This is a genomic window from Rubripirellula amarantea (assembly GCF_007859865.1).
GTDB lineage: Bacteria > Planctomycetota > Planctomycetia > Pirellulales > Pirellulaceae > Rubripirellula > Rubripirellula amarantea.
On record NZ_SJPI01000001.1, the window covers coordinates 2,324,662 to 2,339,919 of the forward strand.

Here is a 15,258-nt window from a genome sequence, read left to right on the forward strand (position 1 = left end):
AAATGCAGAATCACAAAGAAAGCCGCCATGGACATGACGCAAGGACGTCGTAGCCCATCTTCCTATTAGCGGAATAGTAATCGTACGGCGGAACCAAGCAATTCCGATTTTGCTGTAAATTTCATGTCGGCAAACTATGCGGCTTTGTCATCTACTAAGGTCAGGATTCCAAGCCATCGCGGCGATAAAAATTTCAATAAGCCGTTTGGGAAATTGCCCCCCACTTAACGTCCGTTTCTTTGCTCGGGTGTAAGCAAAATGTATTTTTCTGCGTGCAATGGCAGCGATTCAGACGCTACGCGGAACTAGCGATGGATCCGACGACCCGAATGCGATTTCATCGCTCGTATTTGCCGTTACCACGCCGTTCGTTGAGCATGGCTACAGATCGAATGCACACTTGTGGGCTGTGGTACTCTCGTGGTTGTGACTTTTCGATCCCACGATGAGTGCTGCAAATATGTTCAATAGAAGGTTTGGTTTTTTACGGACTTGCCTTGGGCCGGTTGCCGCGGTCGCGATTGCAGGCTTGGCTCAGTCGCAGAATCTTGAGCTTTCTCAATCTTATGCGGATCGCACGCTTTCCGATGGTCAGCATGAAGACTACATCGCTAGGGTTGGAGTGGACGCCGTTTCACCGGCATGGCCCGTCCACGATGACGATGACGTTGTTATCCGATCTGCGTTAGTCAAACCTGCCGAAACGATCACAGTGGTTCGTCGTCCACCTGTATCGCAAATAGGCAAATCAGAATTCCCGGGTCCAAGTGAGACGCAAAGTGGTGACCTCGATCGTGATTACAACTTGACTCGCGAGATCCAACAATGGTTTCAAATGGCGAGCGAAGGAAACCTCCGAAACATCTGTTTACCTGCGAATCGGAACTACCACCTTCGACCTAAGCAACCAGGCGGACGCCATCTGTTGATTGAGGGGTTACGCGACTGCGTTGTTGATCTGAACGGTTCCACTCTTTTTTTCAGCAGTGTCGGTCCAGGACTTGTCCTGAAAGACTGTCAACGTGTTCTCATTCGCGGTGGCGAAATCCAGGGAGCATCCACGTTGGCTACGATCGCTCAGGTAGTGAAAAACCATAACGGCTCAGGTAGGTCGCTGAAGGTCTTGCCTGAGTTCGTCAATGCACTGCAAGCAGACTTTCCTGATGGCAAAGTTCCGTTATGGACTATTGCAGCGATTCAAAAACAAACGGGGAGTAGTCCAGGATGGCGATTGTCTCAGCCTGTTTATCAAGACTGGTTCGTGAATCGAAGGACACGTCAGTGGGTGTTTAATGCCGAAACGCAGTCGTTCGTACCCACGAAGTTTCACTCAGTTGATGCGTCCTTGTTATTGGACGACTACGTGATGTTGGTGCATCACAACAACGAAGGCCATGCCATCATGCTCGACAATCGAGATGGGCAGGGACTAGAAGACATCACCTTTGAAGATATGACGTTTCGCAACATCCCCGGCATGATGATCGCGGGTGAACTCAACCGAGGGCTTCATTTGCGTCGGGTTCAAACACAATTGCGGTCCAATGGTTCACCAGGGCTTCTTTCGGTCGCGTCGGATACTGTTCACATCAATTCGGTTCGCGGCGACATCATCATCGAGGATTGCAGTTTCAACGCTAGCTTCGATGACAAGATAAACATCAAGTCGAATTATTGGCGAATCGCTGAAGTCGCTGGCAATGAAGTGACGGTTCATCCGGCTGGACGACCAGTCAGTGTCAAATCTTGGGGAAAGAAGAACGATCGAATCTTGGTCGTGGGCGATGATCTAGAAGAGATTTCGCAGTCCCGTTTGGTTGTTGATTCCGAGCGACTCAAAGGTAAGCAGCATCTGCTGCGGTTGGATAAATTCGATGCATCATTGAAGGCGGGGCAGTTAATTTTCAATGCCGACACTGCGGGCGGAAGAGTAGTGATTCAGAACAACCGGTTCTTGTCCACGCGGGCGCAGGGTGTGTTGGTGCAAACGAGTCACGTGTTAATCCGAGGCAATATCTTTGACGAAATTGCGGGACCGGCAATCTCGGTTCGATTTGGGCTGAACGACTGGTACGAGTCGATTGCACCGAGCAATATCGTCATCGAGCAAAATCGTTTCGGAGCGGTTGGGTTCGACCGCGATAAGGCAAACGCTGCGATCGAGATCAAACAAAAAGGAAGCGGCGGTAGCCCGGTTTCCATCATCAGCAACGTTCGAATACGCGATAACGAGCTGCTTTCACCGCCTGTTGATGGCCAGTAGCTATAGCGGATTATCGCCGTAGTGCTCTGGTGCCCCGGTGCTCTGGTGCTCTGGTGCTCTGGTGCTCTGGTGCTCCGGTCCAAGCCAGAGCCATCACTGCGACGCTTGGGCGTGGTTTCGCATGTCAAAGATCCAAAAACCTAGTCGCTTCTTCACAGCGCTTACTGCTAGCGCGTTTTGCAAAGTAAGGGCGATCGCGGTAGCCGCCGCGGCGCCTGGTGCGCCCCATTGCCAAGTCAGCACAGCAGAAAGCAGCACCGCCGTCGTCGCAGAAAGAAAGCAGATGTGTCGAAGTGTCCGTTCGTCGTCGCTCATGGTCATTAGTTGATTGACCGCACCGGTGATAACGTTGATGTACTGACCGATTGCATAAATCACAAGGATCATTGCTCCACCGGTGAAGTTGCTTCCAAACACCCCCATGATTTTTTCCGACAAGATCAATACAGCGATTAGCAGTGCCGTCCCCAGACCCACCAGAAGCCTCGAGCATCGGGCAACCGAGTTGCGAAGTTCGTCCACTCGGTTGGCTGCCCAATGCTTTCGGAACTTAGGCGCGAATGTAAACGCCACGACGATCAGCAGGAAGTTGATCAGGTTGCCAGCCCGCTGCGCGACGTTAAGCTCAGCCAAGTCCGATGGGATCAAAATCGCACCGGCGACAATGATGGGTGCCCAGTTCATCACTAGTTGAAAGCCATTGAGAGACCAAAGATCGATGCAGACGCGCCGCACGTCACGGTCTCGGAAAAACGCAAATGGTGATGGTCGGGCGAACTGGTTCTGATCAGGCTTCACTGGGCCATTAGAGGCTGGTGGAAATCGCATGGGGCGAAAGTAAGCGAGCCAAACAAGCAGTGAAATCGCGGCGGTGATGACGGTGGCCAGCGTGTGCAGTTGAATCACCGTCGCGACGGTCTTCGTTTCAACCGTGAACAACATCAGCACGGTCAGGCTTGGGATCGCGATGTGAGAAAAAGTGATGGACGTCGCTAGCTTTCCGGTTCCGTGAAGATGCGAGGCAACGGCTAAGCTCACGCCTGCGAACGAGGCCGCAGCAGCGAGCCAAGCGGCCTTTCCAGAAAGCACGACCACTTCATTTGAAAAGAAAAAATCGAGGCAAAGTGCAATGGCTAGCACGACACTCGCCGTGACCGCGAGTGTGCACAGGTTCATGCGTATGAGGCCCTGTCCCAACATTGCTGACTGTTGGTTGTCATCAGATCCGGCCAACTGACGCATCGCATAGACAGAAGTCCCTAGCAACAGAAGCGGCGAAATTACAGTGAACAACGTGAGGTAGAATAGAAACTCACCGGATTCACTCTTGGGTAAGTGATGCGTCACAGCCAACGCTAGAGCCACTTGGCTAATCGCCCCTAAACCGCGAGACATGGCTGTTCTCGCCAACGGTATCGCGTTTTCAAGTCGCGGCATCAAGCAACCTTTGAAGCCAAGGATCTGTTGTGAGGATCGTTCAGACATCGACGATCCCGGTTTGCAAACCGAGATGCGCTTTCAACGATCACTCCCGTGTTTTTCATCAGCAGATGCTAATCCAATTGCGAATTGGGTTCACGACGGAAGTAACGATTTTCGACTGAGTCCAAAATCTCTCCCTTGCTATAGCCTAAGGGACGGTTGTTTGCTTTCGACAAAGACATAGTGGAGTTTGTTTGACGTTCTTCGATCGGGATATCAAACTGCAGTTCGCAATGGCAGATCCCTCCCAAGATGGACGTCCAAAATGAACTCTTCCAATGGCCCTTCGAGCAAGGGTATGACGTCACGGCTTTCTAAAGTTGAAGCAGCCAAGGCCCACTATGCTGATGAATCCCCTGCGACAGCACCGCAGTCAAGACGAGGAGCATCGTATTACGGGTACGGGTATGAGCAACCGAAGTGGGGCGAAACCATCAACCCACTTTCGATAGTAAGACGTCGATGGAAATGGATCGCTGGATTTGCGTGCCTGGGGATTTTGGCAACTGCGATTTATCTTAGCCAGACACCTCCGACGTTTCGAAGTCAAGCAAAGATTCTGGTCAATCCCAATCGCGTCGAAGTCGGGGATTCTGACACGAGTAACGATGTTGTAGACGAGGACGTTCTGGCCAATCACGTCGAGCTGATCCGAAGTCGCAGGACTATCGAATCGGCCCTCAATCAAGCCGGTTTGATTGCTGAACCTTCGATTGTTGCCAAGGCTGAACCACCTGAAGATACGGTGACCTACGTCGCCAGCAACTTGCGCATCGACCGTGGTGGATTGGGGGCGGCTAAGAAGGCACGGAGTTTGACCGTCACATTTGACCACAGCGATCCAGTTGTCGCGCAGCAAGTGCTGCAGGCGGTGATTGACCAATACCTTCAGACGTTGTCTCAGAAGGTCGACGAGATTCTCGAACGATCTCATCGTGTAGTTTTGGACACCCAGCAGCAACTCGCTGCTAAAATCGGCGAATTAGAACAACGGCAGAAGCTTGCGCGCGACCAAGCTCCCATTTTGTTCGACGGCAGCAACACGACGAACGTTTACGAGGAAAGATATCGATCGCTGCAGTCCGAATTGGTTAGCGCGGATCTTGAAGTATCAAAACTTCGTTCGCGTTTGGAGCAGGTCAATAGCACCATCGAGCAGATTGCGGCCTCGGATCGTAAGTCTGATCACATCGATAAACTTGCACTCATTGATGTTGAAAGTTTGCAGCGAATGGGCGTGTTTACGGACATGCAACGAGATGCGGCCAGTTCCACCGAAGCACGAGCTGAGCTGCCTGGTGAAGTGGAGCGAGCTCGAATCGAGATTAGTCAGGTTCTAGAACTCAGTTCCGAGCGGCAACGGTTAGTTTCGGTTTTCGGTTCAAAGCACCCCAAAGTTGCGGACATCGAAAAGCAGATCACGTTGACCAAGCAATTTTTGTTCGATCAAGCTAAACGCGAAGAGGATTCAAGTCAGGCTTCGTCGCCAACGCTCGATCCCGAAGCGATGCTGAAGGCGTATGTCGGGTTTTTAAGAAATGACTTGGCATCGCATTTAGAACGCAAAACCGAGCTGCAGCGTCTGGTTGAGCTTGCCGAAGAACAGGCAAGGGAGTTCGTCGCCTTTGAACGTTCCGATCGGTTATTGCAGAACGAGATTGATCGTCAGCGGGCTTTGTTTGATGGAGTCATGGAACGCGTGGTGAACATGAACTCAGCAGGCGATACCGCCAGTTTTACTCAGGAGATACTCGAAGACCCTCGCGTAGGCGAATTAGTGTGGCCCAAGCCGCTACTGTGTTTGGCACTGGGGCTACTGGGAGGCGTCTTGGTGGGATCTGGTGTGGGCGTGTCGCGGGAATTCATGGATCAACGATTTGCATCGGTTGAGCAATTTGAAACGGCGCTAGGCTTACAAGCATTCGGCGTGATTGATGATCTTAGCGGTATCGAATTGTCCACGTCCCCGAAGGCGACGGGCAACGCCAAGGGATCACGAGAAACGTTTCGTTTGACTCGAACCATCTTGGCTCAATCTATTCAATCGCGTGGCATTCATTCGATGGGGATCACCAGCCCGACCCCAGGTGACGGGAAATCAACGATGGTGTCGCACCTGTCGACTTCATTCATTCGATCGGGAATGCGAGTTTTGCTGATTGATGCTGACCTGCGACGTCCCACCATTCATAAGCTTTTTGGTTTGCCGAATGAACTCGGCTTGTCACAATTTATCTCTGGAAGTGCAACGCTTGACGAGGTGATTCAGAGTACGAAATCGGACGACTTCAAAGTCATCACTTCCGGAGAGATCAGTCTCGATTCGCCCGAGTGGCTGCAAACTGCGGCTCTTGAGGAGTTGCTGCGTCAAACGGAAGACTTCGATTTGGTGTTGTTCGACCTGCCGCCTGTCTTGGCGGTTTCGGACGCGGCGGTCGTACTTCCACGTCTCGACGCGTCGCTCTTGGTATCTCGCGTCGCAACCAACAAACGCCATCAGGTCATCAACGCGGCAAAACGAATTGATGCCGCCGGTGGGCAATGGATTGGTGCGTTGTTAAATATCGTGCAGGCGCCTAAGGAGTTCCACGAGCAAGGTTATGGTTACCAATCTGATAGCTACCGATCGCGGATTCCGGTGAAGTCTCAACCGTCGAAGATGGCAGCGATACGCTCGTTTGCTGCCGAAGAGTCGGTCATCTAAGTTCCGGCCGTTCTTGGATAAACCGCTGGGATAGCATGCGAAGTGGGATGGCCAGTAAGGCGGGCATCATCACGATGGCGAGCTTGTCGATAGACTCAACATAGTTGCCCGCCAACGAAGCAAACCAAGTGATGCTAATCAAGTAGCACCAGTAGGATTGCGGATCACGCATCCGCCTGAGCCACTGATCGAGCAAGCCGAGCACAATGCCGTAGCCCACTGCAACGATCGCAAGGCCCCACCATCTGCCCGCGATCCAGGCTGTACCGGGGACCGTCGATCCAAACCCAACACCACGGCTGTATTCTTCGGCAAAGTAGTAGTTCATGAAGGTGTCCCGCGAGCCTCGAACGAGAACACTCGGTTTGCTTTCGCCTTCGTAGGTGTTCTGAATCAAAGTGAAGTTTGAAAAACCGTCGAAGTTTCTTCGTTCGAATACCTCAGCAGCCCCACGTCCCAAATCAACGTCCTGGTCAAACTTAACAGAATTGAGCAGTCGATCAGCGAACGCGATCACTGCGATGCAAAGGATGGCTGCACTCACATTCGTCGGCGTGAACAACCGCCTGCGGTCCGTGGACAAGTAGACGACTGCGGACATTAGCGGAAGTAGAAAGCGGCCTCTAGCACCCGTCATCATCACCGGGGCACCGAAGAAAACCAATACCGCAGCGGCGACGAAGTATCGTTTCCGCCTCAATGACTCGCCAAGCATAAAGGCGAACCCATAGGCACCAAAATACATTAGCGAGGTCAACACTTTACCGCTGGTGGTTTTTACCAACTCCGAACGCATCATGTCGCTCGAAAGATTTTGCTGGCCCAGGTAGATCACCGCCCCTGTTCCGACGATCAGGCAAATGAGAGCGTAGAGTTGGTCGCTGGTTGACAACGCGCGATCCATTTCCAGTTCGACCGTGCGATCTTGCGTTGTTGTTCCTAGGGACTGAACCAGTAGCGCCACCATCATGGTGATGCTTAAGAAGACGATTAGCGCGATTTGCGACTGAACAGCAAACTGCAAGCGAGTCTGTTGATCGTACTGCTCAAGTCCAACCAAAAAACCGTCGGAGGCTAAAAAGTAGACCTGTGGAATACCGAACCATCCGCCGTAAAAGACTGCAACCCAGGCGATCGGATGAAACCACTTGCTTCTGTACTGCGTGCGAATTGAAGTCAGCACACCGGAAACCATGGCTAGTCCTGCCGCTTGGACTAGAAGCAGAACAATGAACCAAGCCAACATCAGGACTGGTGTCCATTGACTTCGCAATCTTTGCCAATCCAGCCGTCCCCGATCTGCTGTTCAAGCCATTCTTGCTGTGGACGGAAATCGAACTGTTGAACCATTTCTTTGGCCTTGGAACGCAGGTCCGCATCGGCATTCTGTCGGTAAAGCCACTTGTTGTTGCGCACGAGCTTGCGAAGGCTGCGGGGTGTCAGTAGCCGAAAATGTTTAGTCAGGAATGCGATCACGCGGTTCCTTGGGATTGCTGAACCATAGACACGTCGATTCACTTGTTGCTCAACCCAGTCTTCCGTCAACCAATCTGGGTCGTCGTTAATAAACTTCGCAATCACGTCGCGGAACCATTTTGCGTCCCGAATTGGAAACGGCACTACGGCAAGAAAATCGGGGTTAGCAGACAACCACCGTTGTGTGTGGACGTCGTAAAGCGAGTAGCTTTCGGCATCCTCGGCTACCTGTCCCGACAGTTCGGTGTCACTGGAATCATCATTGTTGATCCAGAATCGACCTCGTCCGACGCTGTGTAATAAGTCCGATGCGGCTCGATCATAAGGATCTCGCACGAAGATGAGCACGCGAACACTGTTAGCCAAGTTTGAAAGGCGCTCGGGGCCTTCGTGGCAATTCAGGTACGAGGGAGCAATTTCGATTGGTCGCTTGCAATCGGACTGAAAAAGCTTTGCATACCAAGAAACGCCACGATGATACTCGCGATCAAGAAAGAACGTTTCCTTAACGCCGACCGGGAACCGTTCAGGCATTTGTTCACGCAATATCGCATCCAACCAAGTCGTGCCGCACTTCGGCGATCCCACGCAAACAGCGAGCGAATCAAATCTCCTCTCTGAGGTTTGAGCACCATCGGTTTGGCCGATGGGACACTCAGACGCAGTTGTCACGATGTTCATGACGCGGTTCCTTTGGCTCGATTGCAGGTCTTAACTAGTCCCAAAATAGACGACCCAAGTGTTTTGTCATCTAGGTTTGGGCTTCAAATCCTCAGCAGCGATGTCAGGGGATACCAAACTGACAATCAAGCGTTGATAGGGGCAGTCCATTTTCCAACGCTCAACGAATTATTTTCACGAATGGTAAAACGTTTTCAGACGACGAACGCGAAGCACAGCTCGACACGCTTGTGTTTCTCGCTCGATGCAAAGAAAAGTTTGCACGCAGCGGTAGCGAGACTGACCTTACCGGCAAGATGTCGTCGTCGATCGTTCCAACATCAGATTTGCGAAGTAGTTCACGATTCCATTTAGCAAAATCACGTCTAACATTTTGAAAATACAGTCTATGTGGTATTGGAGAATTCGTATGACAACGATTTGCCACATCGTAGAATCCTTCGCCTACGGAACGGCGAAAAGCGTTAATCAGCTTTGCAGATTCCTGGCGGACGATGCATGTGTTCAGGTTTATTATGGTAATCGACAAGGAACCGAATTGGATCTTGTGGATTGCGATCCGCGAGTGACTTGGGTTCCGTTACCGGGGATCGGTAAGACGGCGCACCTTCAAAACGTTTCCTTCCTCGCCCGTCGGTTGAGACGTGGGGTGGACGTTGTTCATGGGCATAGTGCCTACGGTGGCATGTATGCCAAGATTCTGCACCGGAGTACATCGGCGAGGGTTGTTTACTCGCCCAGGGGTTATGCCTTTCTTCGACGTGACTTCAAGGCATTGACTCGCCAACTGTTTTGCGCGATGGAGCGAATGACGGCGGATCATTGCCTTACGATTGGGTGCGGGCGGTTTGAATCGACGTTGGCTCATCAACTCGGTGGGTTTGCTCTTCAGATCAACAACGGATTTAGCGTCCATGATCCTGAGCCTGTGGATCGACTGGACAACGTTGTCGTTGGCGCGGGCCGAGTCTGTTTTCAGAAAGGATACGACCATTTTCTTGATGTCGCGCGTCGAATGCCACACGTATCGTTTCTTTGGGTGGGCGATGCCGAAGACGGTGAGCCGATGGCAAAGTTGCCTGTGCCTGATAACGTTCGCCGCGTTGGGTACATGCCACATTCGGAATTGCTCGACGTGATCCGGCGTAGTCGATGTGTCTTTCTGCCCTCGCGTTGGGAAGGTCTTTCTCGCTTTCTCATTGAGAGCATTGGATATGCTAAAGCGATTGTCACCAGTCAGTTTGGCGGTAACTTGGATTGTCTTGATGGTCATCCTGACAAACAAGATCTAATGCGTTTTCGCAATGGATTTGCAGCCAACTCCGTTGACGGTTGGTGCACGGCGATTGACGAGATGATGTCACACGACACGATGGTGGACGATATGCAACAGTCGAGTCATCAACTCGCAAGCGAGCACTTTGACATCGACAAGATTGCAGTTCAGTGGCAACGGCTTTATCACGAGCTTGCCAGTGGCTATTCGCTCCATTCCATGGTCAATTGCTGGAACGCGCCGTCGGACGATCCACGGTTTCGATGGGAATCCAAAGAATCTCAACCGCAGACTTCGCCGTCCGTGTCAGTTTGAACATGTTGAGTGAACACATCCTTGATGCATTCCCAAAGCAGATCCTCACACTGCCAAAAAGTAATTGTGGTAAACCCCTGAGAGTTCTCTCGTGGTTTGCCGCATGTGCACGACGTGATTGTTAAGCAAGCTGAGATTCGGCTGGCTGTTGATGCGAGACCCAACCAAATCAAAAGTAAGCTTTCCATCTGGCATTGGTGCGCGGACACAATGCAACGCCGTTAGTTAGCACACGCCCGCGTGAAGGTTTTCACCAACGATCGAACTTTTGTTTTGCTGAGAACTCGGGCTTAATTGCCGACGTACTTACTTTTTGCTCGATCGCTTGCGACGAAAGCGATAGACCGCATATCCCAACGGAAGTAGCGCCAGCGAGGTGCTTGGCTCGGGGACTGCTGACACTCGGAAGTTCAACGTGTAGCTAGACGATGGCCCGGTTTCTTGCAGGTAGACGGTGTAGTTGCCTGCATCAAGCGAGTTTTCTGATCCAATCAAGAGATCAAACAAATTCGTTCCGCTATCGGGATCACTTAACGCATCGTCTACATCATCAGGCTCTCCGATCGTTCCCCATGTCGACATGTTCGCCGTTAGGTTCGCGGACGTGACCGTTGTGTTGATTTGGGTAGACGAGTACTGAAATGTGTTCTGATCGTCGATTGCCATGAAGATCAGGTTCGAGGAACTCGTGAAGCTTCGCAAGAATATTTCGTTGATGCGCGTGCCAGCCGCTACTTCAAATGAAAAAATATCGGCACCTTGAAAGTCGACCCACGTCCCCATGAAATCCTGGCCGACCTGCGTAACGGTTCCTTGGACGGTGTTGTTACCGATTTCTAAGGTTCCAAGATTGGTGGGAACTAAGTGGTTTGATGAAAGCTCATTCCCACCGGATTCCATAAACGTAACTGGCGCAGCAAGTAAGGGTGACCCGCTAAGAACGGCGACGCAGATAGCCGAGACGAGAAACAAGGACCGCATGATTGGTGTCCAGACAGTTATAGATAAGGAAAACGCCCGATCAAGCAGCATACTTCAGTAGATATGTCGTATCTACCAGTTCTATGAGGGGGCAAAGGCACAGGGGAAGGCATAGGCGAAGGCACAGAGCGGTGGCACAGAGCGGTGGCACCAGAGCGGTGGCACAGAGCGGTGGCACCAGAGCGGTGGCACAAGGCAATCGGAATCGAGCGACGGGCCTAGTAAGTAGCCAGGACCGGCCAATAACGCTACGTACATGCGAAGTTTGTCAACTGCGTGTGTTTTTGAGATCAAACTTGGTTCCAGAGGGCTCGGTCGAATAGAATCGGGGTGTCAACACTTCCTTAGGGTACGCATGGTTCCTTGGGGTACGAATGGCCGTTGAAAGCGTTCTAATTGCATGCTCACCGCCCTATCTATGGATTTCCGTATCGTTATGCCGCGAACTCCTCTTTCTCTAGTCGCTCTTTTCGCCATCTGGGTGGTTTCGCTGGTTTCACCGCACTCTGCGTTGTCTCAGCCGCCTCGCCAGCATCCTGTCGTTGCAATGATCGACGAAAAAATCGAGCAGGGTTGGACCGACTTTGAAGTTCGGCCCGCTGCCGAGGCTGACGACCTAACTTGGTGCCGACGGGTGTTTTTGGATGTGATCGGAAGAATTCCGACAGTCGATGAGCTTAAGGAATTTGCGTCGGATCGAAGTGCGGACAAGCGGGCGATCTTGGTGGATCGTTTGCTCAACGACGATCGCTACACCGAGGAGTATGCGGGGCACTGGGCGACCATTTGGTCGAATCTTTTGATCGGCCGAGGTGACAACGATCGCCGATCGATGGTGAACCACGATGGCATGCAGAAGTACCTGCGTGATAGCTTCGCCAGCAACAAGCCCTACGACGTTATGGTTCGCGAGTTGGTGACTGCGACCGGTTCGTGCAAGCCTGGTACACCTGGGTTCAATGGTGCCGCCAATTTTCTGATTAATAAAGTCAACGAAGAGAATGCGGTCTTGGCGACCAGCAGCACGTCGCGGATTTTCTTGGGGCAACAGGTGCAATGCACGCAGTGCCACAACCATCCTTTCAATCAATGGAAGCAACAACGGTTTTGGGAGTTCAATTCGTTTTTTCGACAGACCCGTGCTCTGCGTCGATTCGTCGACGGTACCAACGACGTCGACTATGGCGAATTGGTTGACCAGGACTTCGCGGGCGAAGCGGGTGATGCCGAGAACGCAATGATTTTTTACGAACTGCGGAACGGTTTGACCAAAGCGGCCTATCCGAAGTTCACGGATGGGGAACGTGAAGTCGAGATTGGAAACAGCGGTTTCGTCAGCGACGTCAATCGTCGTCAGGAACTTGCCAAAGTGATGCTCGAAAGCGATGACTTTGATCGCATGATCGTCAATCGTATGTGGTCGTTATTTCTTGGCTACGGTTTCACCAAGCCCATCGATGACCTTGGGCCTCACAACCCATCGACTCATCCTGAATTGCACAGCGAATTAGCAAAGGCGTTTCGTGAATCGAGCTATGATCTCAAGCAGTTGATCGCGTGGGTCACAGCGAGCAAGCCCTATCAATTATCTGCGGTGCTGAGCGGTTCGAACAAGAGCGATGATCCGACCATTGGCGAAACGCCGAAGTTTTCGCGGTTCTACCTGCGGCAAATGAGTGCCGAGCAACTATATCAATCGATGATCGCCGCAACCGGTGCCAGTGGTAGCGGTAGTTACGAAGAGCAAGAGCAGCAGCGACGGCGTTGGCTACAACAATTCGTCGTTGCTTTTGGCACAGACGAAGGGGATGAAGCGACGACCTTCAATGGTTCAATTCCTCAAGCCCTAATGCTCTTTAACGGCGAGTTGACCCAAAAGGCAACCGCCACCGGACAAGGGACTTTCCTGGACAAGGTGGCTTCGACAAGTCGAAAACCAAATGATGCCCTTCAGCAATTGTTTTTGGTTGGTTTGGCTCGCAAGCCCACACGTGCAGAGACGACTGCTGCGACCGCGCTGTATCGTGCCACCGGCGGCGATCAATCCATGATGCTGCAAGACATGTGGTGGGCCATCATCAATAGCAACGAGTTCATTTTTCAACACTAAGCGAGTCAGTTTCAGGATTTTGGCGATAGGTATCAGGCGTCATTGATACATATTGCCGGCGACTTCTACGATTTCCTGTCACCTGAAACCTGTTTTCCGAAACTTATCACCCGAGATTTCTACCAATGGTTTGGCAAACTCCCCGAGGAATGTCCCGACGACACTTCATGCAGCACTTGGCTGGTTCGAGTGCTGCGGTAAGTGCATCGCTCACCATGGGCAATGCGATTTACGCCCATGCGGATGAGCTTAAGAAAAACTGGAAGTCTGCCATTTTGCTTTGGATGGGTGGTGGACCATCGACGATCGACATCTGGGACATGAAGCCCGGTGCACCTACGGGAGGTCCTTTCAAGCCAATCTCGACGACCGGCGATGGGCAAATTTGTGAACACATGCCGTTGATGGCGCAACAGATGAATCACATGTCGATCGTGCGTAGCATGTCGACGCGGGAAGCCGATCACAACCGAGGTCGCTACTACATGCACACCGGCTTTGTTCCTAATCCCAACATCGAACATCCAAGCTACGGAAGTGTGATTGCACACGAACTGATGGACCAACGTCCCGAGCTTGAAATACCGCCTTTTGTTTCTGTTGGTGGTGCCAGCGCTGGACCGGGGTTTCTAGGAATGGCGTGGAGCCCTTTCTCGGTTACCAGTAACGGTCGAATTCGCAACTTGGAAATGAAACTGGACGACATGCGACTGCGGCAACGCATGGAAGCTCTCAAGACGATCGAAACTGGTTTTGAAAAACGCACCCGTGACCTTCCAGCGATGGAACATGCCAAGGTCTTGAAGAAGACATTCGATTTGATGACCAGCGAACAGATGGAAGCATTCCGCGTTGAGAAGGAACCTCAAGCGGTGAAGGACCGGTACGGCACGGATAACTTTGGCCAGGGATGCTTGTTGGCTCGACGTTTGGTTGAAGCGGGGGTTCCGTTTGTTGAAGTCGACTTGGGTGGCTGGGATAACCACAACGGCGTTCACAACATTTTGCAGAACCAAAAACTTCCGCAACTCGACAACGCGATGAGTGCGTTGATCGAAGATCTTGCTCAGCGAGAACTGCTCGACGACACGGTGGTGATCTGGATGGGTGAGTTCGGACGCACGCCTCGAATCAACCAAAATGCTGGTCGTGATCACTTTGCCCGAGCTTGGTCATGCGTGGTTGGCGGTGGCAATTTGAAGGGTGGATTGGTGGTCGGCGAGACGTCGAGCGATGGCTCGGCGGTTGAAACCGAACCGTATAGCAGCGAAGATTTGATGTCGACGGTTTGCAAAGGTTTGGGAATTTCGACCGACAAGACCTTCACTAGTAAGAATGGACGTCCGATGAAGATTGCTGGCGGCGGGAAAATCATTACCGATTTGGTGGCTTAATTAGCGGTGTCAGTGCCGAAGACCTATAAAGAGAGTGCAACGCCGGAGCCCGATGGCGAGGAGCAACTCGGCCCGACGGCGCTGATTGAGCGTCATAGTCGGGGCGTTTGGCGGTATCTGCGGATGCTCGGGTGTGATTGTTCGACCGCCGATGATCTGACCCAGGAAACATTCTTGCGGGTCCTCAGACGCGACACCTTTGTGCAGCACAGTGAGTCGGCAACCGCGAGTTACCTCAGGCGAACCGCGTACAATCTTTTGGTGTCCGATCATCGCAAGCACAAGCGAGTGCGGACCGTTGCCGAGGCATCGGTGATCGACGAAATTTGGGATCGTTGGGCGGGTAAGGATCTAGCGGGCGATCAGGCCATCGAAGCCTTGAAAGTTTGCTTTTCTCAGTTGACTGACCGAGCACAATTAGCATTGCAGATGCGTTTCAAAGAGGAAGCCAGTCGAATAGAGATAGCGGATGCGCTGGGGATTTCTGACCATGGCGCTCGCAATTTGATGCAGCGAGCAAAGGCCACCCTGAAAGAATGCGTTGAAATCCAGGCACAGAGGATAGATTCGAAGTAA

Annotated in this window: 10 protein-coding genes; 6 read left to right on the plus strand and 4 right to left on the minus strand. The window is 52.1% G+C overall.

All coding sequences use genetic code 11. The annotated features are described in order from the left end of the window. The first annotated feature begins 445 nt into the window (after positions 1–445). Entirely contained in the window at positions 446–2,263 is a 1,818-nt protein-coding gene (locus tag Pla22_RS08505) for a right-handed parallel beta-helix repeat-containing protein (RefSeq protein ID WP_146514236.1), read from the plus strand. Positions 2,264–2,356: 93 nt separating this feature from the next. Here Pla22_RS08505 and Pla22_RS08510 read toward each other — a convergent pair whose 3' ends face one another. Beyond that, positions 2,357–3,748, minus strand: a complete 1,392-nt coding sequence (locus tag Pla22_RS08510; RefSeq protein ID WP_146514237.1) for a lipopolysaccharide biosynthesis protein — start codon at positions 3,746–3,748, stop codon at positions 2,357–2,359. Positions 3,749–4,010: 262 nt separating this feature from the next. Between Pla22_RS08510 and Pla22_RS08515 the strand changes: the two genes are divergently transcribed. Further along, positions 4,011–6,449: a polysaccharide biosynthesis tyrosine autokinase gene (locus Pla22_RS08515; protein ID WP_146514238.1), complete on the plus strand. Its 2,439-nt coding sequence runs from the start codon at positions 4,011–4,013 to the stop codon at positions 6,447–6,449. On the opposite strand, the gene Pla22_RS08520 is transcribed toward Pla22_RS08515, so the two are convergent. Both Pla22_RS08520 and Pla22_RS08525 read right to left on the minus strand, forming a co-directional pair. Further along, positions 6,442–7,695, minus strand: coding sequence for a hypothetical protein (locus Pla22_RS08520; protein WP_146514239.1), 1,254 nt, complete (start codon positions 7,693–7,695; stop codon positions 6,442–6,444). The two genes, Pla22_RS08515 and Pla22_RS08520, sit on opposite strands and share 8 nt — an antisense overlap. Then, positions 7,695–8,606, minus strand: coding sequence for a sulfotransferase domain-containing protein (locus tag Pla22_RS08525; protein WP_146514240.1), 912 nt, complete (start codon positions 8,604–8,606; stop codon positions 7,695–7,697). The genes Pla22_RS08520 and Pla22_RS08525 overlap by 1 nt, the downstream gene beginning before the upstream one ends. A 409-nt stretch (positions 8,607–9,015) precedes the next feature. On the opposite strand from Pla22_RS08525, the gene Pla22_RS08530 reads away from it, so the two are divergent. After that, positions 9,016–10,197, plus strand: coding sequence for a glycosyltransferase family 4 protein (locus Pla22_RS08530; protein ID WP_165440565.1), 1,182 nt, complete (start codon positions 9,016–9,018; stop codon positions 10,195–10,197). 306 nt (positions 10,198–10,503) lie between these two features. Here the strand turns inward: Pla22_RS08530 and Pla22_RS08535 are convergent, their stop codons facing one another. Next, entirely contained in the window at positions 10,504–11,178 is a 675-nt protein-coding gene (locus tag Pla22_RS08535; RefSeq protein WP_165440566.1) for a PEP-CTERM sorting domain-containing protein, read from the minus strand. Between the two features lie 436 nt (positions 11,179–11,614). Here Pla22_RS08535 and Pla22_RS08540 point away from each other — a divergent pair, with 436 nt between their 5' ends. From Pla22_RS08540 to Pla22_RS08550, 3 genes are all read left to right on the plus strand, one after another. Next, positions 11,615–13,288, plus strand: a complete 1,674-nt coding sequence (locus Pla22_RS08540) for a DUF1549 domain-containing protein (protein WP_146514243.1) — start codon at positions 11,615–11,617, stop codon at positions 13,286–13,288. Between the two features lie 149 nt (positions 13,289–13,437). Next, positions 13,438–14,682 (plus strand): DUF1501 domain-containing protein, encoded by a 1,245-nt coding sequence (locus Pla22_RS08545; protein WP_390620248.1) that lies wholly within the window; start codon positions 13,438–13,440, stop codon positions 14,680–14,682. Between the two features lie 12 nt (positions 14,683–14,694). After that, positions 14,695–15,258, plus strand: coding sequence for an RNA polymerase sigma factor (locus tag Pla22_RS08550; RefSeq protein ID WP_242631882.1), 564 nt, complete (start codon positions 14,695–14,697; stop codon positions 15,256–15,258).

Excerpts from the sequence above, each read along its gene's own strand:
- Pla22_RS08505 (WP_146514236.1), top strand. The coding sequence starts at position 446 with ATGAGTGCTGCAAATATGTTCAATAGAAGGTTTGGTTTTTTACGGACT.
- Pla22_RS08510 (WP_146514237.1), bottom strand. The coding sequence starts at position 3,748 with ATGTCTGAACGATCCTCACAACAGATCCTTGGCTTCAAAGGTTGCTTG.
- Pla22_RS08515 (WP_146514238.1), top strand. The coding sequence starts at position 4,011 with ATGAACTCTTCCAATGGCCCTTCGAGCAAGGGTATGACGTCACGGCTT.
- Pla22_RS08520 (WP_146514239.1), bottom strand. The coding sequence starts at position 7,695 with ATGTTGGCTTGGTTCATTGTTCTGCTTCTAGTCCAAGCGGCAGGACTA.
- Pla22_RS08525 (WP_146514240.1), bottom strand. The coding sequence starts at position 8,606 with ATGAACATCGTGACAACTGCGTCTGAGTGTCCCATCGGCCAAACCGAT.
- Pla22_RS08530 (WP_165440565.1), top strand. The coding sequence starts at position 9,016 with ATGACAACGATTTGCCACATCGTAGAATCCTTCGCCTACGGAACGGCG.
- Pla22_RS08535 (WP_165440566.1), bottom strand. The coding sequence starts at position 11,178 with ATGCGGTCCTTGTTTCTCGTCTCGGCTATCTGCGTCGCCGTTCTTAGC.
- Pla22_RS08540 (WP_146514243.1), top strand. The coding sequence starts at position 11,615 with ATGCCGCGAACTCCTCTTTCTCTAGTCGCTCTTTTCGCCATCTGGGTG.
- Pla22_RS08545 (WP_390620248.1), top strand. The coding sequence starts at position 13,438 with ATGTCCCGACGACACTTCATGCAGCACTTGGCTGGTTCGAGTGCTGCG.